Annotated in this window: 15 protein-coding genes; 5 read left to right on the forward strand and 10 right to left on the reverse strand. The window is 40.1% G+C overall.

Annotated features, from left to right (window positions below):
* Positions 1 to 97: 97 nt before the first annotated feature.
* On the reverse strand, positions 98 to 1,117 hold the full coding sequence (locus HMPREF1535_RS21465) for a branched-chain amino acid aminotransferase (protein WP_046147416.1): 1,020 nt from the start codon (positions 1,115 to 1,117) through the stop codon (positions 98 to 100).
* Between the two features lie 83 nt (positions 1,118 to 1,200).
* Between HMPREF1535_RS21465 and metF the strand changes: the two genes are divergently transcribed.
* On the forward strand, positions 1,201 to 2,151 hold the full coding sequence (gene metF / locus HMPREF1535_RS21470) for a methylenetetrahydrofolate reductase [NAD(P)H] (RefSeq protein WP_010802664.1): 951 nt from the start codon (positions 1,201 to 1,203) through the stop codon (positions 2,149 to 2,151).
* A 222-nt stretch (positions 2,152 to 2,373) separates the two neighbouring features.
* On the opposite strand, the gene HMPREF1535_RS21475 is transcribed toward metF, so the two are convergent.
* From HMPREF1535_RS21475 to HMPREF1535_RS21500, 6 genes are all read right to left on the reverse strand, one after another.
* Positions 2,374 to 3,282 (reverse strand): metallophosphoesterase, encoded by a 909-nt coding sequence (locus HMPREF1535_RS21475; protein ID WP_235438359.1) that lies wholly within the window; start codon positions 3,280 to 3,282, stop codon positions 2,374 to 2,376.
* A gap of 548 nt (positions 3,283 to 3,830) precedes the next feature.
* Positions 3,831 to 7,496, reverse strand: coding sequence for a glycosyl hydrolase (locus HMPREF1535_RS21480; protein WP_046147417.1), 3,666 nt, complete (start codon positions 7,494 to 7,496; stop codon positions 3,831 to 3,833).
* Positions 7,465 to 9,081: a glycoside hydrolase family protein gene (locus HMPREF1535_RS21485; RefSeq protein ID WP_046147418.1), complete on the reverse strand. Its 1,617-nt coding sequence runs from the start codon at positions 9,079 to 9,081 to the stop codon at positions 7,465 to 7,467. The genes HMPREF1535_RS21480 and HMPREF1535_RS21485 overlap by 32 nt, the downstream gene beginning before the upstream one ends.
* Positions 9,082 to 9,191: 110 nt before the next feature.
* Positions 9,192 to 10,745: a RagB/SusD family nutrient uptake outer membrane protein gene (locus tag HMPREF1535_RS21490; RefSeq protein WP_010802661.1), complete on the reverse strand. Its 1,554-nt coding sequence runs from the start codon at positions 10,743 to 10,745 to the stop codon at positions 9,192 to 9,194.
* Positions 10,746 to 10,771: 26 nt separating this feature from the next.
* Positions 10,772 to 14,422 carry a TonB-dependent receptor gene (locus HMPREF1535_RS21495; protein ID WP_010802660.1) on the reverse strand — a complete coding sequence of 1,217 codons (3,651 nt, stop codon included), beginning with the start codon at positions 14,420 to 14,422 and terminating at the stop codon, positions 10,772 to 10,774.
* Between the two features lie 152 nt (positions 14,423 to 14,574).
* Entirely contained in the window at positions 14,575 to 15,573 is a 999-nt protein-coding gene (locus tag HMPREF1535_RS21500; RefSeq protein WP_046147419.1) for a FecR family protein, read from the reverse strand.
* A 108-nt stretch (positions 15,574 to 15,681) separates the two neighbouring features.
* On the opposite strand from HMPREF1535_RS21500, the gene HMPREF1535_RS21505 reads away from it, so the two are divergent.
* The 4 genes from HMPREF1535_RS21505 (at position 15,682) to HMPREF1535_RS21520 (ending at position 21,266) form a co-directional block, all read left to right on the forward strand.
* Entirely contained in the window at positions 15,682 to 16,269 is a 588-nt protein-coding gene (locus tag HMPREF1535_RS21505; RefSeq protein WP_007658343.1) for an RNA polymerase sigma-70 factor, read from the forward strand.
* A gap of 58 nt (positions 16,270 to 16,327) precedes the next feature.
* On the forward strand, positions 16,328 to 19,006 hold the full coding sequence (locus tag HMPREF1535_RS21510) for a TonB-dependent receptor domain-containing protein (RefSeq protein ID WP_046147420.1): 2,679 nt from the start codon (positions 16,328 to 16,330) through the stop codon (positions 19,004 to 19,006).
* Between the two features lie 5 nt (positions 19,007 to 19,011).
* Positions 19,012 to 20,052, forward strand: coding sequence for a DUF4249 domain-containing protein (locus HMPREF1535_RS21515; protein ID WP_046147421.1), 1,041 nt, complete (start codon positions 19,012 to 19,014; stop codon positions 20,050 to 20,052).
* 89 nt (positions 20,053 to 20,141) lie between these two features.
* A complete protein-coding gene (locus HMPREF1535_RS21520; protein ID WP_007658352.1) occupies positions 20,142 to 21,266 on the forward strand; it encodes a DNA polymerase III subunit in 1,125 nt (374 codons plus the stop codon).
* A gap of 83 nt (positions 21,267 to 21,349) precedes the next feature.
* On the opposite strand, the gene HMPREF1535_RS21525 is transcribed toward HMPREF1535_RS21520, so the two are convergent.
* Genes HMPREF1535_RS21525 through HMPREF1535_RS21535 form a run of 3 tightly spaced genes read right to left on the reverse strand, consistent with a single transcriptional unit; the run spans position 21,350 to position 25,691 of the window.
* The gene (locus HMPREF1535_RS21525; protein ID WP_046147422.1) at positions 21,350 to 22,507 is read right to left on the reverse strand and encodes a DUF4998 domain-containing protein; all 1,158 of its coding nucleotides are present in this window, start codon (positions 22,505 to 22,507) and stop codon (positions 21,350 to 21,352) included.
* Between the two features lie 18 nt (positions 22,508 to 22,525).
* Complete coding sequence (locus HMPREF1535_RS21530; RefSeq protein ID WP_007658356.1) at positions 22,526 to 23,716, reverse strand: DUF5000 domain-containing lipoprotein; 1,191 nt, start codon at positions 23,714 to 23,716, stop codon at positions 22,526 to 22,528.
* A gap of 37 nt (positions 23,717 to 23,753) precedes the next feature.
* Positions 23,754 to 25,691 (reverse strand): RagB/SusD family nutrient uptake outer membrane protein, encoded by a 1,938-nt coding sequence (locus tag HMPREF1535_RS21535; protein WP_046147423.1) that lies wholly within the window; start codon positions 25,689 to 25,691, stop codon positions 23,754 to 23,756.
* Between the last annotated feature and the right edge of the window lie 15 nt (positions 25,692 to 25,706).

Genomic DNA, 25,706 nt, shown 5'->3' on the forward strand with positions numbered 1-25,706 from the left:
AAAGTTGGCAAAGCGTATTGACGTTTGAGAATTTAGAGTTGGCAGTTAACACTCCCGATTTATCCAAAAGCATTAACTGTCAACATCTTTTATCTGATTATTCAATTATCGTTACCCAACCGTATGTATCAGGTTCGTCACCGTATTGGATGCCACGCAGTTTGTGATATAGTTTTTCACAAACAGGTCCGGGTTTGCCGTCTTTGGCAATCACGTATGATTTATTTTCATCCAAATCATCAATCTGTGAAATCGGGGCGATTACGGCTGCTGTTCCGCATTCTGCCGCCTCATCGAATGTAGCTATTTCTTCAAAAGGAACAGGACGACGTTCAACAGTCAGTCCCATATCTTCCGCCAATTGCTGCAAACTCTTGTTTGTAATAGAAGGCAGGATGGAATGAGATTGCGGAGTGATATAGCTGTTTCCACGAATACCGAAGAAGTTAGCCGGACCACATTCGTCCAGGTATTTCTTTTCTTTCGGGTCCAGATACAACACGGCTGCATACCCTTTTGAATGAGCGATCTCACCGGCAACCAAACTGGCTGCATAGTTACCACCAACTTTGATCGTACCTGTTCCATAAGGTGCTGCACGGTCGAACTCACGCATGATACAAACCTTTGAAAGTTGGAATCCACCTTTGAAGTAAGGTCCTACCGGAGTTACAAACACCATAAACATATATTCGGGAGCCGGCTTCACACCAACCTGTGCACCCAGGCCGATCATCAGCGGGCGAATATATAATGCTGCCCCGCTCTCATAAGGCGGAACAAAGCGTTCATTCAATTTCACAACTTTACGGACTGCTTCTTCAAACATTTCCACAGGAAGTTCAGCCATCTTGATACCACGGCTGGAAGCTTGCATACGTTTGCCGTTTTCATCCATACGGAACACACGGATTTTACCGTCTTTTCCCTTGAATGCTTTCAAACCTTCAAACGACTCCTGTCCGTAATGGAGGCAAGTAGCTGCCATGTGAATATTAATAATTTCAGAAGAGCTAACTTCCAATTCACCCCACTTACCATCACGATAGTAACACCGTACATTGTAGTCTGTCTTCATATAACCGAATGCCAGATCAGACCAATTCATATTTTCCATATCTTGTCGTAATTAGATTATGAGCGCAAAAGTAAGCTATTTCGGATGATAATTGTTACTTTTGCAGCAAAAATAATTAAAATATGAAAGTTATTGATCTGATCAACGGCAGTAAAACGACTGCTTTTTCATTTGAAATTCTACCTCCTCTGAAAGGGAACAGCATACAGAAGGTATATAATGTGATTGATAAACTGAAAGAATTCGACCCTAAATACATTAATATAACTTCTCACCACAGCGAATATATCTATAAGACCTTGCCCGACGGCAGCTTCCAGAAAGTGAACATCCGCAAGCGTCCGGGTTCGGTTGCCATTGCTTCTGCCATCCAGAACAAATATGGTATTCCGGCAGTTCCACATATTATATGTAAGGGATTTACAAAAGATGAAACGGAATATGCATTGATCGATCTTAATTTCCTGGGAGTTTACGACCTGCTGCTGTTGCGTGGTGATGTAAAAACACTGGAAGCCGGACAAAATACGGATTTATATCACGAACATGCGACTGACCTTCAGGAACAGGTAAACAATTTCAATAAAGGTATTGCCGTAGACGGTTCCACATTCGAAGCAAACGAAACACCGTTCTCATACGGTATGGCTTGCTATCCGGAAAAACATGAGGAAGCACCGAATATGGAATCGGATATTTTTTATCTGAAAGAGAAAGTAAAAAACGGTGCCGACTATCTGGTTACCCAGATGTTTTTCGATAATGAAAAATATTATTCATTTGTGGAACGCTGCCGTGCCGAAGGTATTGATGTCCCGATCATCCCAGGCATCAAGCCAGTTGTCTTTAAAAACCAGCTGACCGTATTACCTAAAATATTCCGCTCAGACATTCCCGAACCGTTTGCAGCCGAATTGCGCAAATGCAAAAATGATGATGAAGTAAAAGCGGTTGGCGTGGAATGGTGCATCCAGCAATGCAAAGACCTGATCGCCCACGGTGTCCCCAGCCTGCATTTTTATACAATGATGGCTACGGATAGTGTTTATAAAGTGGCAAAAGAAGTATATTAAAATCGTTGATGGAACTAATCGATTGCCAGGAGACAACGGATTGGATAAAAAGCGTAATACTGACTAAATCCGGAGAACATTACTATGTCTTATAAATTAGAGGTAGGTGTAAATAAATTTAGACGTACCTCTAATTCGATTTACACCTACCTCTAAATTTATTTAGACCTACCTCTGTCTGAAAAAACATTAGATTGCTTTACGCAGATCAACTGAATAACTTTACACCGTGAAGCGATTCAAATCCTTATCTTCACAATTATAGAAACCATCGATATGAATATTATTCTGCGTATCGATCTCCACAACAGCAAAACTGTTGTTATCGGGAAGGTTTCCTTCTATCATCCCTTTCATTGTCCAGTAGTGGATATTATTACGGAAACTGTAATGTCCCGCATGATGATGTCCCTGGAATACAGCTAGCACATTCCTATTTTCTTCTAACAAAGGAACTATTTCGTCCGCATTACTTACACAAAGCGATTTACTGATATCGGAGAAGCGGTCTAACAACTGATGGATAAAAATGATGACCGGTTTGTTATTTCCTTTCAATTCTTTTTTCAACCAGTCTATCTGGTCTTTAGGAATATATGCCTTTGTCCAGTCAAAATTACCTTTATCATACGGTGTACCGTCCAAATTGTAATTCGCATCCAGGACTATGAATTTTATATTATCAAAGGCAAATGAATAATAAGCTTTCTTGTCGGCATCCCCCTGATTGGAGGTATGTTGCAGGAAATCGTCTTTGGAGATGCTATCCATATCATGATTTCCCAGGACATGATAAACCGGTCCCCGGAACGATTGAAAGACGTTTTCTATTTCATCCAGATAAGTAATTGTCTGTTCCCGCTGGGGGACGTTATCCTGATCTTTCAGATCGCCCATTTCGATCACAAAATCCAGATTGGAAGAGTTGAAGACCTCCATGGCCTCTTTCAACTTATCCATTGTCTGAGGGAAATAACGGGTCCCATAAGGTTCCCGCCGCGAATAATGCAGATCGGTAACAACCCCAAACCGGACAGGCCGTTGTCCGCCACAAGATACAAATGAAGGAGAAGCTGCCAGGACCAACACCCCTCCGCATGCCTTTTTTAAAAATAAGCGTCTGTTCATCATCTTAAAAATTTCATAGGTTATAGAGTCATGCCGGTAACCTGCCGGATGTAGCAGGCTATCAGCATTGGCTTACAATATTAATAATAAAAAGTCAATATATCTACCATCCCGGATTTTGGATGAGTTGAGAACAAATTTTCAATCTCCCGAAAAAAGCTTATTTGTTAAATTACACCAATTTCAAACCCAGATGCATCTTTTTAATGCCTTTACTCATCTTCTTTTCATACAAATACAAAAAAATCTGTCAGGCCGATAGGGGTTTTTGAAATATTTCTGTCTTACAGGTGGAATTTAAAAGAAAAAAGAAATGAAATACATACTATTCATTACTATGGATCTGGCAGTATATCCTTTTCTGCTACTATTTTATATAGTAAAATGCATCTTTGATAAGATACAACCAGCTCACTGATTTTCAATACAAAAGAACTTAAAAACAAATTATACCGAATGACCATCCTGACAAAATTCATTCGGTATAATTTACATGGATTTATAAAAAGGCCTTTTTAATTGCTTCTTATAATGTGTCTTCGCTGGAAACATTATCTTACAGGGACTTTTGTCTTAAGCGATGGAGTTTCCCAAACCGTCAGCGACACCGGACCTAACAAACCTGCCACACCGTCACCTCTATAGGGAGTAGGGATAATTTGATAATGATTAGACAATGTGCTGTATACCAGAACTTCTATATGGTTCTTCCCTGATTTGACCTGTTTGCTGATATCAACCGTGTACAGAGAACCCATAACTATACCTACGTCTTGTCCATTGACTTTTACCTCACACGACGCATTAACTTCGCCCAAATCAAGAATTACCTTATTATTCGATTTTATTGAGGGTATAACAACCTCTTTCCTATAATACATCCCCCCCGAATAATGCTTAAGAGCCCCTGTTTCCGACCAGTTACCAGCTTCCAGTATACCTTTGCCAGTCTTTATCTTTATCGGTTCGCAAATGACAGCTGTTCCTTGGTAACCAGGTTTCCGCCTAACCGAGAAAGCAATTAATCCTGCATCCTTCCGAGGAGTGGGAATAATAACCCGGTACTTGCATATACCCGAGCGATCCGTTGAAAGAAGCTGAACATTTTTTCCTGTTATTTCCTTCCCGTTGTGCCATATTTTCAGGTCCTGCCCTACTACAGTTATCTCTAATTCCTCCGTACCTGGCGCAGAACGAAAACGGTAATTCCACATAAGGTTATCACCTCCATAAGGATCATACAAAAGATGATCTCCCAAAGCCCAACGCGTAGAAATGACTTTGGCATAAGTAGACGGTTTCTCTGGTGTAAGAGAAGATGCAGGGAAGAACACTACAGCACTTCTCTCTCGAAAATCCCTATAAGCACCTTTCTGGAATTTAAATTCCGTTTTGGGGGTACCGATATAGGCGACAACCACCTGATGCCAACCTTGATCTAGTAAAAGATTTTCATTAACAGCTTTCCCATCAACCAATAGAAAATCAGGTTTAATACCACACACTTCCACTCGGTAATTATCCTTTGCGGGTGCATAAACCATACTACGGTATATTTGGTGGCCCCCCTGATCCAAGATAAAGAAACCGTCGCTTACTTTTCCTTTTAGTCCATGCCATCCCTGTGAACCGGGGTTGTCAAAGACTCCGAACTGCCATGAAAATTCCAATATTTTTCCCGGCTTCCTACTTTCAGCCAAAACATCAGATATATTGCTCATAGACTCCCCTGCCGATTTGAAATAACTTACAAATTGTTCCCCATAACCATATATACTTTCTTTCCAACCAGAATCATCAAAATAAGGATTCATCCAATTATCAGGTGATAGTGCAGCCGCACAATGCTTGAACGAACGAGCCTCAGCACCTATCATATCCGATGCGGGAAAACGATAATCCCCCCATTTATTATCCATTGTTGGCAATAATTCTGTTTCCCATACCCCAGTAATAGCAGTATGGTAAATCTGTATCGATTCTTTCCGATATTCCGGTAAAAACACCGGTATTCCCGGTGAAAAAACGAACAAATACGAGTTGTCCGATTCTTTTTCAAGCAAAAGCCATGTTCCCTCTTCTGTCTGACGGACAACAGGATAATCTATAATTGTCCCATCAGATGCATTCCACAATTCCACTTTGCCAGTAGCTCTGAAAAAACATTCCGTACCTTTGGGAACATCCATGACCATATATACATTCCTTTCCCCGATACACCGATGCAAAGCCTTTCCAGCTCCACCAACAGGTTTGAAGTCCGGGGTAATCTGTGACCAGATCTGTTCCACCAGATCATCGCCAGCTATATATATTCCAGTTCCACCAGATGTATTAACCCGCTTGTCCGTTGTTTTGCCCCGAACAACTTCACCTGCAGTCAAGCCAAATATTTCACGAACCATCGCATCCACAACAGGATCGTTTTCCCCGATGCGCGTACTAGCCTTTGGCAACTCCCCTGTTGCTATGACAATCCCACCTGCCCGGTAAAATTCCAACACTTTTTCCATAGATGCATAATGTAATGCTTTCATATTAGCAAGTATGAGTATTTTATATTTCTCACCTGCCACATGTAAACAGCCATCTGCCACTTTTGCCTTCTGTAATGACCGATAATCCATAAAGTCATAATCCAAACCGGCATTACTCAACTTCATAGCCTGATCGAAAGTAATTTTAGTATTAGCTTCAGGATATGCTTGCAAAGATTCTGTCGGATACATCAGTGCTATGTCACAAACATGTGTTCCCTGACTCATCAAATAACTCAGCCTTTCGGTGTATTCAAGCCATCTTTTCATATGCGGCCAATAGGGCATTCTAAAATGGAAACAAGGAGGTGCCCATTCCCACCAACCTCCATGGGTAGAATAATATAATCCATGCATACATACCAAATTCCCACCAGCCATAAAATGGTGATCCATCTGCTTAGTCAACCATGAAGCAGAACTTCCCCATCCCATGCTATGAAAAGCTTCCAACCATGTCCGTTGACGTTCATACAGATGAGTAATAGAACTCGACACCTTAGTTTGCAGAAAACTGGAGCCTGTTGATGGAGCATCATTACCGGGAGCTGTATACCAGGAATTTGCCCTAAAATAATCCACATATGCTAAAGGATCCTTGCCACGGCGCAGATTATCACTACCATAGATCAATCCACGCGAAACATGCCAATCATAAATAGGACGAAAATAACGTTCTTCCGCCAAATCCATCAAGACATCACAATAATCCAAACGTATTTTAGGAGTGATATCACCTATAAACTCTTTCAATGCCGGCAGATATAAAGTTATATCATACCCTTTCCTTTTTTCAAATTCATCCCGAAAATCTTCTGCCCATGATCCCATTTTAATAGGATATGACAATTCGTCCTGAAAAAAATAATTCATTCCGTCAGGAACAGCGTCACTCATACGTCTTTCGAAACGATCGAAATATACACGAACATACTCTTTACCTATATCTGGATGCAGAAGGTGATTTTCTTTTGTCGATATGATATAAACTTTATAACTGTTATCACACGGTACTTCCCATAAAAGTTTGTCTCCGGAGATATATTTTGTTAAATCTGTCTTTCCCGGCCATACTACTGCTGTCAAGAATTTATCAGGAATATCATAAGTAAAAGTTGTTCCTCCCTTTACAGTTACCGATTGAATATTCAGTTCCCCCTGATAACCACGAAATTTTGCCATTTCCTGTAACTCATCAGAATAATACCCATTACCGATCCAACCAACCGTATAATCATCCAATCCTAATCCGATATTTTTCGATGCACATTCTTTTGCAAACCAACTCCAGGTATTCCACCAGTCTTCTGAAAAGATTTTTGGCCTTCCTGATTCTGTTTTTCCAAACAAGCCATACCCGTCTTTCATATTTTCAACATCTACCTTAGGATCCAAATGAATATAACTCACAGCAAAACCATCCGTTGCCGACTCTGACAAAATCTCAAGTTGTTCTTTCATCCGTTCTCTGTTCAGACTATCACCATTCCACCAATAAAAGGGAACATTTCCATAACCTTTCGGAGGGCAGGAAAATCCGGAAAGAATATCTGCATCCTTTTGCGGATATCCTCTAAACTTCTGAGATTGGGAAAAAATCATCTGACAGAAAAAAACAAAGAAACAAACTACTATTATCCTTTTCTTATCAAAAATACCCATGCGTTTCCACCTCCCCATATTTTAGTGCCAATTCAATCCTTTTTACAACAAAACCCTCACCTTCAAAACGAATGTTATTATATCCTTTAATCATTTCATTTACCGGAACAATAAAGGCATATTCACACTCTTTACCTTTCAGTCCGCGTGCTTTATCGTATAAAGCAACATATTCCGAACGCTGTTCTACTAAAAGGATATCATTGACAAATACCTTAAAATCCGTATTCTCATTATTACGGATGAAAAGAATAGCCTCCAATGGCGGATGTTTTTTTACATCATCCCCTATAAAAAATGGAGCTACAGCATTTCCTACTACATTCAATGGCAAAGGAGAACCCGGATCAACACGGTATTCCCTTATGCCATCTGATAAAGCATATATTTTATTCCTGTTTTTTAATGTATTCAACGAGCCGAGTTCCTGCAACAATTCAGGAATCATCGCCCTGCATACCAAACTACCAGGCTCCAAGGTATATTTTTTTCCGGCATTAGCATATTGACCAAAATAGAAATTAAACAAATATAACCCATCGGCTCCCTGAGCCAAAGCATGTGACGCCATCCCCCTATGCATACCATGTGACCATAATTCACGGGCCTTATAACCACCATCATCAATACTTGCATAAACGGGAATTTTCAAACCATTTAAATCCTCTTTAAAACGAGCCACCGGCATAGCTGGATTTCCGCGCCAATGCACTCCTATACTTAAAAAATCAACCAGTCCTTCCCGTATCCATGTTTTTACGTCCAAAGCTTTATCCAAACAATCCCGAACAGTAGGCGGGACACGTGCCGATAATAATATTTTTCTTCCACGCTTTACTGAAATTTGATCTACTTTGCTTCGTATATCCCTTACGAATTGTGTCATAACTTCCACATTTTGTGCATATTCCTCCGTTTTGAAATTTACAATAAAACGCATAAAATCCAGATCAAAACCGTCTATCATCTCATATTTTTCCAGTTGCTCGGCGATGATAGCCAGTTTATGTTCCCGCACTTCCTTATGCGAAAAGTCGAGTGCACCGGCACTATTCCATCCTTGTGAAGGATCGTTAGTCCAATATTGCGGATGGTTCATCCAAAAATCACTATACCATACAGGACAATTTCCCAAAGTATCTGCAAAATGTAGGTCATTCATCCTGTATGTAATAAAAGCTTCTAAGCCATTTTTCTTAGCACGTGTCAATGTTGCCCGAATCAGATCGGTTCCCTCTTTCTCCAGATTCAAATGATTCCGATAATATTTCTTGAAATTTTCATATTCCTTCACATTGTCGCCACAGTTCAATGTTCCATCCCGATCGTCCCCAAAAACCCGTCCGTATTTGGACCTGTAATACAAGAAATCACTTCCGGAACAAATCATATAGGTCGTAACTTGTGAATTGGAAACCATATCCACATATTGATTCAAATCATCCACCGACAAAGGTCGCTGATTAAACCAATAATTACCCAATATTTCAGAACCGTCATTATTATGGATAATACGAAAAGAGCCATTATTTTTTGCTTCCAAGCATGAAGTCAAAGACAATATAATAACTATAGAAGAACAAAGATGTTTTCTTATTTTCATTGATACACATTTAATAAATTATTAAACTATTTCAGTAAACAGATCAAATTAATGGTACATCAACCAGTTATGATGTACCACCATTAAGTTCTTTATAATTTTTTATTCAGTTAATAACCAGGGGTTTGTTCTACCAGTGGATCGCCTGTTATTAATCCGACATTGATCGGCCACAATACTTTATAACTCTCTTTATTATAATCCAGGATAGGCTGTTCCGAACCATAATGAACTATTGGCGAAAAGACTAATGCTCTACCTGATGCATCCTGCATACGACGAATATCATGCCATCTTTTTCCTTCATAAACAAACTCTTTATCCCGTTCGAATAATATAGCCAGTTCATTTTCTTCAAAACTTCCGTTTACATGAGCATGTACAGCTGGATCATAATTTACACTATAAGCACGTTGACGAATCTGATTAATATAAGGAGAAGGATCATTACCCAGTTTATTTTCTATTTCAGCTAACATTAATAATACTTCGGCATAACGATAAATCACAACATCCGATACAAAAACACGATTCCCCGACGAATTGACAATTCCTACACCCTTACGAAGCGCCACACCTTTATTGGTGACATTTCCATCTTTATCTTTCAAATAAAAATCTATGAATGTAGCATTTCGGCGTAAATCCTCCGCATCATAACTTTCAAAAAGTTCATATTTAAAAGCATGAAAATAAAGACCTTTGTTTAACATTTGTAATGTATCTCCCATCAAAACTCCATTCGAACCATACACCCGGTTTATAAAGGTAGGAGGATAGGCAAATTTAGCTGCAGAGTTCGCTGCTTCGCCATCCAAAAAACGCATAGCCATAATAATTTCCTTATTTTCTTTATTGGAATATTCAAACACATCACTAAAATTAGGTAATAAAGTAAATTTGTCAACAAGCTGAAGCAAAGCATCCTTTGCTATCTGCAAGTCGTTTGTTTCTGGTTGTTGATCCCTATCCGGAACCTTTGCCGACCAAAGATAAGTTTCAGCTTTGAGCATCAATGTTGCGGACTTTGACCAAATAGAAGTTCCTTTAAAAGTGAAATCAGATCCGAAATATTCTTCCGATTTAGCAATATCGGATTTAATAAAATCCAGGGTTTCTTTCGGTGTTGATCTTGCAACATACAAATCCTCAGCAGAAGTAACACCTTCAACTACTTTTGCCTGATCTATCACAGGTACCCCACCATAAGCACGATAAAGCATAAAATAATGGTAAGCACGAAGTCCATATGCTTGCCCCAAATAATATCCTCGATCACTAGCAGAAAGGAATGTACATCCTTTTTCTACTTCCGAAATAAAATGATTCACTCGCATAATATGGGGATATAAATTATACCAATCTGATACACCCGTAGCATCTTTTGTGAAGGTATTATCTTTTATCGGTGAAGTGTTTTCTATTGAAGTATTAATAATTGTCGTATTTAATAAAGAGGTTCCCCCTCTAGCTTCACCAAAAAAGTATCTGACTTCGTGTGTGCTGCGCAAGTCATAATGAAGAGCCAACATGTTACTATTAACCAAAGAAGTACTACTCCAATAATTACCAGTAGCAAAATAATCTTCTGGTGACAAATCCAAGCTATCGCATGCTGAAAAAAACAGCGAACACAAACTTATAATAACTAATATACGTTTCATATCTAATTATTTATTGAGGTTATACATTAAAATGTGACTGATGCTCCAAATATAACTGTTCTGGGTAATGAGTATCCGGCACCTACATCAGCTGCTTGATTTTGTTCAGGTGTATATGATTTTGTCTTCGTCAAGTATCCCAGATTCTGTCCAGTTATTGAAAAACTCAATTTGGAAGCACCGATTTTCTGGATCCATTCACTATCGCAAGCATAGCTTAATGATAATTCACGGAAACAAAGATAACTTGCATTATAAACAAACATACTATTACTGGTACGAGCATAGTTTCTCTTCCCATTTTGGTCAGCCCAATAATATTTCGGATATTTTGCATTAGGATTTTCAGGCGTCCAAGTATCCTTCGACGTAGTTAACAGGTTAAAAGAACCTTGTTGGCAACCCATAAACCAAGGTAATTGCGTATCATGTTGATAGTGCCCCAAAGCATAGTCCATTCGTACAGAAAGTGTAATACCTTTCCATGACAGGTTATTACTTATTCCTCCGGTTACTTTAGGCGTATTATTTCCTATATAAACCTTATCATATACATCAATAACTCCGTCATTATTCACATCTTTCCAGATTACATCCCCTGCCTGGATCGGATGAGCATTCGCTTTTTCAGCATCAGTCAATGTATCCCATATTTCCGGTCCATACAGTGGTTTACCAGAACCATACGTATTAACAGATTTATCAACACGTGATCCGGCAATACGTCTAACCTCTTCTTCACTTTTGAAAATGCCTTCCATCTTATAAGCATAAATATCCCCTGGACGTTGTCCTTCCTGATATCCACCAACCCAAATAAGCTCATCACCATTTCCCGAATATACTTGTATCGCATTTTGACGGTTCAATTCCAGTCCGTTATCCGGTAATTTGAGAATTTTGTTTTTGTTGAATCCCATATTTGCACTAAGATCCCATTTCCAATCCGACTGTTGAAGTATCCTGAAATTCAATTCAAGTTCTACTCCTCTATTCTGCATTGAACCATTGTTTGATCGTATGCTACTTACTCCTGAACTAGCCGGAAGTGGTATAGAAGCAAATTTGTCGACTGTTTTCCGGTTATACCAGGTTGTATTGACATTAACTCTGTTTTGAAACAAACTAAAATCCAATCCAGCTTCAAACGTATTAGAGCGTTCCCAACGAAGAGACGGGTTTGATAAAGTGGATAATCTGTAAGCTATTTCACCGTTATATTTGATGTTACTATATGCCCCTTGCAATTCATATTCACCGACCCCCGACACATTTCCATTTACACCATAACTAGCTCTGAGTTTTGCAAAAGAAACAATATCTGACAAGTCGGCCATAAACTGTTCTCTTCCGAAAATCCAACCGACAGAAACCCCTGGAAAGACACCCCAGCGATTGTTGATCAGAGTAGAATACCCGTCACGCCTTAAAGTTGCAGAAAACAAATATTTATCTTGATAATCATAATTCAACCTTCCCATGAATGATAAAATCCTTTGGCAAGAATGCCAAGAGTCAATACTTCTCTTGTTCGCACTAGTCAATGTTAAAGCCAAATCAGCAAAATCATCAGTCGGAGCGCCAGAACCACTGGCTGAAAAACCTTTAACCCGTTGTTCAAAAAATTCCGCACCTGCAAGTACACTAAGTGAATGTTGTCGGAAAGATATATCGTAATTGGCTACTGCATTATACGTCTGACGCCTTAACTCATCGTATTCAGCCTTGGAAGCACGAGTTCTAACCCAAGTATTCGCCGTTGTTTGATAATCTTTTGTGAAAGTTTCATCCATTCGCTTTTCATATTGCCAATAACCATTAATTTTTAAAGACAAACCCTTCATTATATCAAATTTAAACGTTTGTCCAAAAATAAGTTTATCCATATTTAGATCACTCTTATATCTACCACGATTCTGTTGAACATTGGCAGTACCACCGACCCACTCTCCATCGGCATTGACACCTCTTAAGGTGGGAGGTGCACTCAATGCTGATCCAAAATAGGCCGAAACATTTGACCAGCTTGGTAAATTCTGATTATTTCTATGAGAAAAGCTGAAATTAGAATAGGAAGTCAACCAAGGTTTAATCTTATAATCTGCATTAATTACAATCGTCATACGTTTATAATAATTATCTACTGGCAAACTTTCTGCATCATAATAACCTAAACTAGCATAATAATGTCCTTTATCATTTCCTCCGGAAAGAGAAATATTATAATCTTGAGTAACTGCTGGATTTTGAAAAGCTGCAGCTGTATGATCAAATTCCTTATAAATGATTTGATCACCATAAATCGGATCGGTCATCGTTTTCCAGCCTTGCTCTAATAAAAAGCGATTATCATCACTCAATATCATCGGACTCCACATCGCCCTGATATCTAAATTTCCATCCAAAGGCTTACCCGGATTAGCCGGATCCCAATAAAGATTTCCAGTTCCGTAAGCACCATTAGCAGTAAGAGAAGACATATTTGTATATCCTTGCCAAACACCTGCCTTATTTTGCCAAACCTGAGAGGCATTCTTAACAGCCGTTCTCATCCAATGTAGATAATCTCCGCCATTCATAAACTCATACGGATTATTCAAATAACTCAAACTTACTTTAGCATTCACCGTTATCTCTGTCCGTCCACTCTTACCCGACTTTGTAGTAATTAAAATAATACCATTGTTGGCACGTGCACCATAAAGAGCTGTAGCCCCAGCATCTTTTAAAACTTCCATCGATTCGATATCTGCCGGATTGATATCTGTCATATTACTTCTTAACTGTCCGTCAACATAAATCATAGGATTGCCTGTTCCATCCAGGTTTGTTCCTCCTCTAAGGACAACAACCGGTGCAGCACCAGGATCACCTGAATTTTGAATTACTCTTAATCCAGCAACCGCCCCGGATAAAGCCTGAGCCGGATTAGCATATAAACCGATATCGAAAGTCTCTTCCTTTACTGTCGTGATAGAGTTGGTTAATTTCGATCTGGATACAGTACCTCCATAACCGGTAACCACTATCTCATCCAACACTTTCATGTCTTCTTTCAATATAATAGCCAATGTACTTTCATTACCTATTTTCCGTTCACAGGGGAGATAACCTATATAAGAAACTTCCAATATATCTCCTTTTTCTGCACTCAATGAAAATTTTCCGTCTATATCGGTAACAGTCCCATTTGTTGTACCTTTTACCATTACATTGGCTCCAACAACAGGTATACCAGTAACATCGACTACCGTTCCCGTAATTTTTTTCTCCTTTTGTGCAATAACAGGATTTGAAGATTTTATAGACAATACAATTCGATTTTCAACAACTGAATAGCCGACATTGGTCCCCGAAAAAACTGCTTCCAGTATTTTGAATATATCAGTATCATTAACAGACACCGACACTTTACGATTCAAATCAACATGACGATCATTATAAAAGAAAGAAAAATCACTCTCGGCCTCTATCTGCTCTAACACTTCCTGCACTGTTTGATTTTTAATATCCAAACTAATCCGAGCCGTTTGTGCATAACTATCAGAGGCATGTAAAAAGCTAATTGAACTTAACATAAAGACAAAAAACAGTTTCATAACTAATGGAATCTTTTTTAAGGTTAACCCAAGTGACTTTGTCACCCATAGAAATTGGGTAATAGATAATTTTTGCATAACTTTGTGTACTTTTTTAAGGAAAAAATGATTTGATACGAACCTGTCGCCAAACAGGTTTCTTTCAGTTAACTCATTTCATTCGGATAAATGCGCCAATATTTATCCGAATGTTTTCGTTTCAGGAGGTCCATTTGCCATACGCTTTTGTTTTAATAAATTTCTACTCTATTTTTACTATCCCCGTCTTCTGTCGGAATATGACGCCATTTTATTCCGGAAGAAGCGTTAAATATTTTCAATATCTGTTCTAGTCGATGATCAGTAAACGATCCGGTAAAAGTTTCTTTTACATATTTATTATTTGACACTACAAAATCCACATTAAACCTCTTTGTCAACATACGCAATGCTTCTTCAAAAGGAGTCTTCTTGAAAATAATCATTCCATCCTTCCAGGATATCTCAGCTTCCCCGCTTGTCTGATATATATCCGACCGATTCGTCTGGATATTATAAACCAATTTTTCACCCGGCTTTATATCCACCTGTCCGGACTTGGAAATGAATGCGACTTTCCCGCTTATCAATGTAGTCGAGACAATAGAATCCCATCTAAAAGCTTCCATATTAAAAGAAGTTCCCCACACTTCCACGCTGGCATTGTGAGGAGTGGTTACAACAAACCGCTTTTCCGGATTCTTTACGACCTCAAAGAAAGCCTCACCTTCCAAGCGGACCGAACGGAATTCCCCTTCGAAACTCTCCGGATATACCAGTGAAGACTCGGAATTCAAATTAACCTTTGTACCATCCGGTAATGTCAGGCTGGTCGTCATACCCGGATTTGTCCGGACTTCCAACATACGGATATCCTGTTTTTCAGGAATAAGTACTTGCAACAGATAAGCAACCAGCAACGGGATGAATAATATGGCAGCCACCCGCTGCCCCCATATAAACAACGCCTTTAGTTGGCTTCTGAAAATACGGTTGTCTACTTTGGATAAAGCATTGTCCGTATTTACCCGATCCATGACAGAGATAGTATCCGATGCCAAATAGATCAGTTGTATCTGCCGGGCTATTTTATAATGCTCTTCAGATTGACGGATCCATTTTTCAACTTTCTCCCTTTCCTCCGCAGACACATTGCCTTCACAATAACGGGGAAGAAGCTCCTCTACAATATCTATATTCTTTTCGCTCATTAAAATCACCTTTTATTATTATGACAGGTGGGATCGGATGAGTTCCTAAACAGAAATCGACTTTTTTCAAAAAAAATTATGATATTTGCTCTTAGATAAGAAAAACATATGAAAGGGAGTATACATAACGAACAATACCAGAATGAGAATTTTCTTTTGTCAGCATTACGTCAGTCAGACAGAGAAGCATATACCTTCTTGTTTCGGAAATATTACCCGATGTTGTGCGCATATTGCCACAAGTTTATTTCATTAGAAGATTCTGAGGAGATTGTCCAGGATGTTCTGTTCTGGTTATGGGAATCCCGCAAAGAGCTGGTTATCGAAAAATCACTCAGCCAATATCTGTTTAAAATAATATATAATAGAGCAATTAACAAAATAGCCAGTCTACAAGCAAAAAGTAAAGCCGACACCGTCTTCTTCGAGCAGATGCAGGAAATGTTACAGGATACCGATTATTACCAGATTACAGAACTAAGGGAATTGCTCAAAAAAGCTATAAATAAATTGCCGGACAGCTACCGCCAGGCATTTGTCATGCACAGGTTCCAGCACATGAGTTACAAGGATATAGCTGAACAGGCAGGAGTCTCGAGCAAAACCATAGATTATCGGATACAGCAGGCTTTAAAGATTTTACGCAAAGAATTAAAAGATTATCTGCCCCTCCTGTATTTTATTCATCTGGTTTAACAGAAAAAATATATATTATTCTTTATCTTGACACATTAATCATTTATGATGAAATAGAATGAAATTATTTATCCAATTGTTTATCTTGCTGTTGTCACTCAGTATACTGTATCCGGCAAATGCTACCGAAGCCGATAAAGCACCTACTATCACATTGAATATCAGCAATCTCCCTCTACCTGATGTTCTTGTGATAATCGAAAAGCAATCGGAGATGTCCTTTTCTTACGAATCTTCGGTTATCAAAGATATTCCGAAAGTAACATTGCAGGTAAATCAAGTTCCGTTGCGTACCTGTCTTGATATGCTTTTCAGGGATCTCTCCGTCACCTATACTATAAAAGGAAAATTTATTATCTTACGAAGAAAAAGCAATCTCGTTACGATCAGCGGCTTTATCCGCGATCAATATACAACCGAATACCTTATCGGTGCTTCCGTCTACAATCCCAAAACCCAGGAAGGGACAGCAACCAATAACCATGGTTTTTTCAGTCTGACCGTACAACAAGGTGATATCCAGCTGGAAACATCTTATATTGGTTACCAGCGCTTCGCATATCATTTGAATGATCTGAAAAAAGATACGGTCATAGAAATACTGCTCAAAAGCGGTAAAGAACTTCAGGAAATAGTCGTTACCGGAACAAATGCTTCACAAAATCCGGTATACACTCCCCAGATGGGGACATTGAAGATTTCACAGAAAACAGTAAAATCAATCCCAACCCTTCTCGGAGAATCGGATGTGATCAAGACTTTGCAGACACAGCCGGGTGTTTCGGCAGGAACGGAAGGTTTGGCTGGTATGTACGTCCGGGGTGGCAATGGCGATGAGAACCTCTATATGATAGACGGCATTCCCCTTTACCAGGTAAACCACCTGGGAGGACTCTTTTCCGCTTTTAATGCCGAGGCTCTGAAAGATGTCGATTTTTACAAATCGGCTTTTCCCGCCCGTTACGGAGGAAGACTTTCAAGCGTAGTCGACGTACATACCAAAGATGGAAATATGAAAGAATATCATGGCAGCGCCATGCTGGGCCTCACTTCCGGAAACATTAATTTTGAAGGTCCGCTCATCAAAGATAAAACATCATTCAATGCATCCCTGCGCCGCTCCTGGTTCGATGTGCTGACAGCTCCGGCACTTGCCATCTGGAACAGGATAGAGAAAAAGGATGGAAAAAAACGAACGGGCAGATATGCGTTCACCGACATCAACATGAAGGTAAACCATCACTTCAATGACCGCAGCCAAGGATATGTCAACCTTTATTTCGGACAAGATTTTCTAAAAGGAGGAAGTACCGATTATAAAACGAGTGATGATAATCTCTACTACGAATCGAAAGATATCGGGAAATTACGCTGGGGAAATACCGTTGCCTCCGCCGGATGGTCTTATGTGATGAATCATAAAATGTTCAGTAATATTTCGGCTTATTACACACGTTATAATTCCTCCATAAGAAGAATAGAGGAAAACCAGACAGGTAAAAAAGACGATGAGGAGTATAAAAAAAGTAAAAGAAATACATCGACTGAAAATGGTATCAACGACCTGGGTTTCCGAATGAATTTCGACTATTTGCCCACTCCCGCCCATCATGTCCGTTTCGGTAGCAATTACATCTATCATCATTTCCGCCCGGAATATACCCAAAATGAAGTGACCGGCGATTATGAGAAACTGGAAGTCAAAGATGTGAAAGAGACTTTATCAGCAAATGAACTGGCTGTTTATGCAGAAGATGACTGGACAGTCAATCATTTTATCCGCCTGAATGCCGGGATACGTTTCAGTCTTTACAATGTCCGTCAAAAAACGTATACTTCGCTGGAACCCCGCATATCTTCCCGCTTCCTGATCAATCCCCATCTAAGCCTGAAAGCATCCTATGCCCGGATGAGCCAGTACATTCACCAGATAAACGAAAGTTATATGAGTCTGCCGACAGATACCTGGATGCCGGTTAGTAAGAAACTCCGCCCACTGGTCAGCGACCAAGTATCGGCCGGCGCCTATTACAATCTGCACAACGACTATTCTTTCTCAGTAGAAGGTTATTATAAATGGATGAATCATATTCTCGACTATAAAGACGGATATAATTTCCTCCCGTCATTCATCGGTTGGGAAGATAAACTGGCCCAGGGCAAAGGATGGTCGTACGGGGTAGAACTGATTGCCCGTAAAGAAACCGGACGTGTCACAGGATGGTTAGGATACGGACTGATGTGGGCAGACCGCCAGTTCGCTGAAATAAATGACGGTAAACGTTACCCTGCCAAATTTGACAACCGTCACAAACTGAATGTTGTGGCCAACTGGAAACTAAGCGACAAAGTAGAATTAACCGGCAGCTGGACATTTATGACGGGAAACCGCCTTACCGCTTCTTTCGAAAATTACGAAGACCTCGGACAGGCACATTTTCCATCCGACGTAGCTCCTATTCCTCCGTTTATGAATACACCGGGAGGACTTGAATATTTCACCGAACGCAATAATTTCCGCCTGCCGGCTTATCACCGGCTTGATCTGGGTATCAATATTTATCGTCCTAAAAAGAACGGACGCATGGGAATTTGGAATGTCAGTATATATAATGTATATTGCCATATGAATGCGATTACCTTAAAAAAGCGTTTCTGGTATAATTATTATTGTTATTTCGAAACGATGAGTATTCTGCCTATCATACCATCAGTTTCATACACCTATAAATTCTGAACAAGATGAAAACAAAAATACTTCTGTTATCTGCCCTGTCAGGCTTCATATCTATCCTGACTTCCTGTTACCGCGAAATTGACGTGGAGAAATATCGTACTACCCCTAAAATCGTCATTAACTGCCCTATATCCCCCGATACCGTTATCCGGGCGAGCATTACCCGCACCTATTTTTTCTCAGATCTGGACAATCTCGAACCTGAATACAATGGCTGGAACGGGCAAACAGAAATTTCAAGTATAAAATTAAGAAATGCAAAGGTTGAACTTTACATAAACGGAACTTACAAAGAAGATATGAAATGGCAGGCTTTGGATAGTGTCGAAGAGCATCAAGCACCGGATACCTTTTTCGTATCGACGGTCATTCCGCAGGCCGGTGATAAAGTCAAACTAGTGGCTACCACACCCGAGTACGGATCTGCATGGGCAGAAGACGTCGTTCCTCAACGGGTTCCGATCGAAAAGATAGAGGTCAGTTGCCGGAAAGAAACCGGAGATCCTTACAGCATACAAAATAATACCCCTGGCAATATAACTTATAATAATGAATATTATGCCTTTCAGTATTACATAACCTTCAGGGACACACCGGGTAAAGCGAATTACTACCAGTTATGGGTGGAAGGAGACATTCAATATATCGACCCCATATTCAACAGTGTAAATTCCACTATCGACGGGACGTTAGGCTATGACGGCGTAGACGGACGGGGCGGTCGTGTATTTACCGACGAACTTATTGATGGAAAAGAATATACCATCCAGGTAAAAGAGCTGATACAGGCACATTATAGTGTTCAGGATTTGAAAGAAAGAAGTATTAACTTGTATTCTCTCTCCGAATCTTATTATCAATATTTGTTATCATTGGAAAAAATCAGTGCCAGCACTTTATCCGGTAGCCTGTCTAACATAGGATTGGCCGAACCGCTTCGTGTTTATACCAATGTAAATAACGGCACCGGCATATTAGGAGCCTGCCAGCGTACTAACATAAAGATCAACCTGGGAGATTATATTCCAAAGAAAGAAGACAAATAAAAGCCTTCTCCGGATATATACGGAAGCCAGTATTTCCTATTTCTTCCGATTATTTGTACCTTTGTTCTGATAATACAAAAGGAACATTCATGTACTTCAAAGATATAATCGGTCAGGAAGAGATAAAAAAACAGCTTATCCATTCAGCACAAACAGGTGTTGTGCCTCATGCCCAGCTATTCACGGAACAGGGAGGTGCGGGAGCATTTCCTCTGGCACTGGCTTATGGCCGTTATCTGAACTGTACGCACCGGACCGAGACTGATGCCTGCGGGAGATGTCCGTCCTGCCTGAAGTTTAACGAACTGGCGCACCCAGACCTGCATTTTGTATTCCCTATCGTTGCCAAAAAGGAAAAGAAAAAAGAAGTATGCGACGATTATTTGACCGAATGGCGCGGTTTCCTGAAAGAACGTCCTTATTTCAATATCGATGGATGGCTGGATTACATTGATGCCGGCAATTCGCAGGCCATCATCTATTCGAAGGAAAGTGACGAAATCATCCGTAAATTGAATCTGAAAATATACGAGGCGTCTTATCGTATCCTGTTGGTCTGGCTGCCCGAAAAGCTCCATCCGACCTGTGCGAATAAACTTCTGAAAGTGATAGAAGAACCTCCTTTGAATACCGTCATCCTGATGGTATCGGAAATACCGGACCAGATCTTAGGAACGATCCTGTCACGTGCACAGCGAATCAATGTCCGTTCCATCCACCCGGAGGCTATAACAGCTGCTATGATAACACGATTCGGACTGGCGCCGGACGATGCAAAACATGTGGCTCACCTGGCAAACGGGAGTTATCTGAAAGCCATAGAAGCGATCAGCCTGAGTGAAGAAAACAGTTTCTATCTGGAGCAGTTCAAGGCGATGATGCGTAACTCCTGGGCACGTAACGTCAAAGGGATGAAAGCGATGGCCGATGTTCTTGCCGGCATCGGACGCGAACGCCAAAAGAACTTCCTGCAATACTGCCAGCATCTGATCCGTGAAAACTTTATGTACCGTTTCCAGTCACCGGACCTGAATTATATGAATATGGACGAATCCGGTTTTGCCGTAAAATTCGCCCCTTTCGTTAACGAACGGAATGTATTCGATATCATGGAAGAGCTGGCAAAAGCAGAACGGCATATTACCCAGAATGTAAATGCCAAAATGGTCTTTTTCGATCTTTCGTTACGCCTGACGGTTCTGATAAAACGGTAAGCAAAAATTATTCTAAAAAATCCAGCGTCAACAGTAACTAACCGTGAATCAGTTACTGTTGACTGCCGAATAATAAATAAAGCCTAATGAATCAAGCCATCACCAGCCGGAGAATAAGCACCGATCTCACCGATATAAGCATATGATGAGCGGGAGTTTGATCCTACATAATACATGAAATAGCGTGCTTTAACAACATTAGCCGCCCTTGAAAACTGAGGGATATCGACTACATTATCTAAAGAGTAAACGCCATAGTCCTTCCATCCCATATCATTACTGTCTGTCGGATCAGCCAACGATTCGGCATAGAATATCTGATGTGTCGGTTGGGCACCACCGGAGTCGTCCATACGACGATATACTTCAAAACTCGATATATCAATCACTTCTCCCATATCCACTATAAAATAATGAGGAAAAGGAGCCGTTGGATTATGCTCCGTATGCCACGGAGTATTAATATCTCCATCGATAGCATTCGTTGCCGGCCATTCAGGAGAAGCCGAAGCCGAACTAAAAGCGACAATCTTCCAGCTGGATTTGTCTATCGGGCTTTCATAATAAATCGGTATACTTTTAGAAACAGTCGTGAAAGTATCTATGGCATTCTCTTCCGGCAGGAAACGTAAATTATAACTCACATTTCCTTTTAATTTATATAAGGTAGTAGTAGAAGCATCAGCCGGAACTTCCATACGGACCGTTTTATCAGAAATATCGGTATATTGCAACTCCATACCGACAGCCCCTCTGACTGTTCCTCCCCAATAAATCACCATCGAATCACCTTCCATATCATAACGGGTAAATTCAGTTGTATAACTTCTGTTAGAAAGTCCGTTCTTATAGTTCTCTCCATAAGAAGATCCGGTAGCTTCAAACTCTAACGAACGATTACCGAATTTATCAAAGCTGACTAATTGGAACAGATATCCGCTTTCCGGCATATCATCGAGTATAACAGGAAAAACACCAGTCTTTCCACCGATCTCGACATCGACAGAGTCTTCATAATTATTCCAATAAACGCGTAAATTCTCTACACGTTGAGCTTTTACATAAATGTCTAATTGAATCCGGTTCTCGCCTGCCCGAACACCTACACTATCCACTTTTGCGGCATAAACGATCTCTCCTTCGTCAAGATACTTGTCAGTAAGATCATTCATATCCGTACATGACTGGCTGGCGATTGCCAATAGCATCAGTAATGCAAAACATACTTTATTGAATTTCATAAACTGTTCTTTTTATAATTATTGATATAATTCAGATCTGTTGTCACCAAACACAAACAGTTCTCCTATCTGGAAATTATCACCGCCTGCCCAAGTTCTAAGCACTTTTATACGAATCCATCGAACAGGTGGAACATCCAACGGCATAATAAAATTCTCGCCGGACACAAGAGCAACGTCATCATCTTCCGAAGAATGCTGACCTAAAGGAAGCCCTGAAGGTTTTACAGATTCGAAAGTACCCAACAATGTCCAACTATCCCAATTACCTGTAGGATCCAGATCTGTAGCACCATAAACTTCAAACTGTTTCAGGTTTCCTTCAGAAAAAATATAAGCATCTCCACGTTGATAGAGTAATAAACGACTGATCTTACCTACCGCTCCTAAATCAATAGTAATCGATTGAGGCCAAACCCCGGTTCCACCCGGCGAACTAAAACCATTATCACCTGGACCATAAATGCCATCCCATATACGAGACATCCCCCAACCAGCTCCTTCACCAATATCGTTCGGTAATTTAGCATCGGACCATTTAGTCTTATCGAATGAGGTTTCAAACATAGGTGTCAACTCTTTATAAAGAGTCGGACTGATATTTCCCCAGCGATCCTTCACGTAGATTCCGAAATCCATTGGAATAGTATCCAAACCACGGGCAGCTCCACTCCCCTCTATAACAGTCGTATAAAATGTTTCCAAGGGTTGATAATCTCCATATTCATCTTTACGTACAATATGAACTGTCACCTCATCCCGGTTGTTATTTGTCCACAGTCCTTGTACCCCCCCAAAATCTTGTACCAAATCAAGTGTCTTACCGATCGTCAACACGGGAGGTTCTTCAGGATTCACCGTTACTTTCACTGGAGCAGATTCATTACGACTCCGATCCACTGCTATAAGCGAAACCTCACGCGGTTCCATATCGCCAAAACCCACCACCTTGATCGTATCCGTATAAAGAGAACTTTTAGCTTCAGCCAACCCTTCCTTTAAGTTATAAACGGCTTTAACATAAAGCAAATCTTCATCATCCGGTAAAGTATAACTAAGAATAGCCCCTCCGGGAATATTTTTTACATTCACATTCGAGACAGCCCCCGGAGCAATGGAATCTATAGGTTGCTGTCCTATTGGAGATTCGCTGCATGACCAAGTGATCAAACCTAGCGTCATGACAGACAGTATAATCTTATTTTTCATATTCATCATTATTATAATGTATTAGATATTGAATTTATTACCAACCGTAATTTTGTACAAGATTTTTATTAGTAATAATATTCGTCTCCCGGATAGGCATAAAATAATCTTTCACCGTAACTTTTACAGGAACTTCAGCCACATTCTGCAACTTATAAAAGTCTTCAGGTGTCTCACCCATGATATTCCACCCCTGAGGCTGTATATTATAAGTATCGATCTGCTTCCAACGACGAATATCCCAATAACGTTTGGATTCAAAAGCAAACTCAACCGTTCTTTCATCATGGATAATATTACGCAAACCTTCTTTTGTCGTCGGTTTAGACGGATCGGTAGAATATTTACTCCATGAATCTATTACCCCCTCCAATCCGGCACGTTCACGAATCCGGTCTATATATTCATACACTTCTGCCGAAGGACCGGAATATTCATTCAATGCTTCCGCATAAAGCAAATAAAGATCAGCCAAACGGATAACAGGAAAAGGGTAATATTCCGGTTCTGCAATAGTACTGTTAGTAACACCGTTTTTATAACTGGCCATTTTCTTCGGAGCGTAACCGGTTATAGAATAGGAACTACCCCCTTGGTAACCGGACCACCCCAAATTTAAAAAGTTGGTATAGTTACATGACTCGAAGTCGTTTTTCCCGTTTCCGTAGTAGATTCCCTGGTCGAAACCTATGCTGGCATAAAAACGAGGTTCACGGTTATAGTGCATATAACAAGTACGTTGTCCTTCCTTTACAAAATATTTCTCATCTCCGGAGGAAGGTTCCGAACGTAATTCATAGCGTTTATCATACCATCCCTCTCTGCTCCACTGTTTATCTTCATTCATAGGGACACCATTGGATGTATAAAAACGTTCCACTGTTTTAATTGTCGGAGCCCATTGAGCACTGATTGTATTGATTATTCCTGCATCGATACGTACAACACGAGGGGTCGAATGATAGGAACGATCCCTGCATTGACTATTCGTACCTCCCCATATCAACTCACAGTTCCAACGTTCGCAAACAACCTGACGCAACATGGTCTGCAATTGGAACACAGGATGTTGAGTCACTGTGATCGGTTCAATTTCCGTATACAGTTTCTTTCCGGCGCCATGACAAGCTTCTATCGCTTCTTTACAAGCATCTGCAGCAATTTTCCATTTTTCAGGATCATACGTTTGATTAAACAAGACTGTCCCGCGATTATCTATCAGTCCTGCCATTTCTGTATTACCATTAAACAAAGGGCTGGCAGCCATTACCAACATCTCTGCACGAACAGCCAAAGCTATCTGTTTATCAACACGACCGCCTTCAATACTCATAACCATGTCTTTATAATCCGGCAGATCAGGCAAAGCTTCCAAAATCAGATCATTTACATAAGTCACCACATCATCCACTTTATCACGATAAACCGCAACCTGTTCAGGTGAAGCAGAAACTGGTAGGTTTTCATCTATAATAGGTATAGGACCATAGCATTTCAACAGATAATAATGATAATATGCCTTTAAGAATTTCACTTCAGCAACCCAACGAATACGTTCAGATTCTTCCAAATCAACCGTACTAGCTATGTTCTCCAAGAAGATATTACAATCACGGATACCAATGAATAAGCCTTTACCACCTTGCAGACCATCCCAAAAATTCAGATAAGGATCATCTAGTTTTTGAAAACCACGTTGTAGATAAGAAGATGTAAACGTTGGAAATACATGTGATGCTATCGGATAGAACTGCCATGTCTCGTCACCACCGTTAATCGCCGGGTCATTAAATAAATCCCCCCACTGCGGGCGATAACTGTAACAAGTATATAAAAACTTTTCGGCTGCAGCTCGATTCGTAAAAGCTGACTCAACCGTTGCTACGTTATCCGGTACTAAATCCAGATAACCGTCACACGAGGTAAATACCTGTATTAATGCTGTAAACATTAATATTTTATAGAATGCTTTCATGTAAACTAATTTATT

The organism is Parabacteroides goldsteinii DSM 19448 = WAL 12034 (assembly GCF_000969835.1).
Lineage (GTDB): Bacteria > Bacteroidota > Bacteroidia > Bacteroidales > Tannerellaceae > Parabacteroides > Parabacteroides goldsteinii.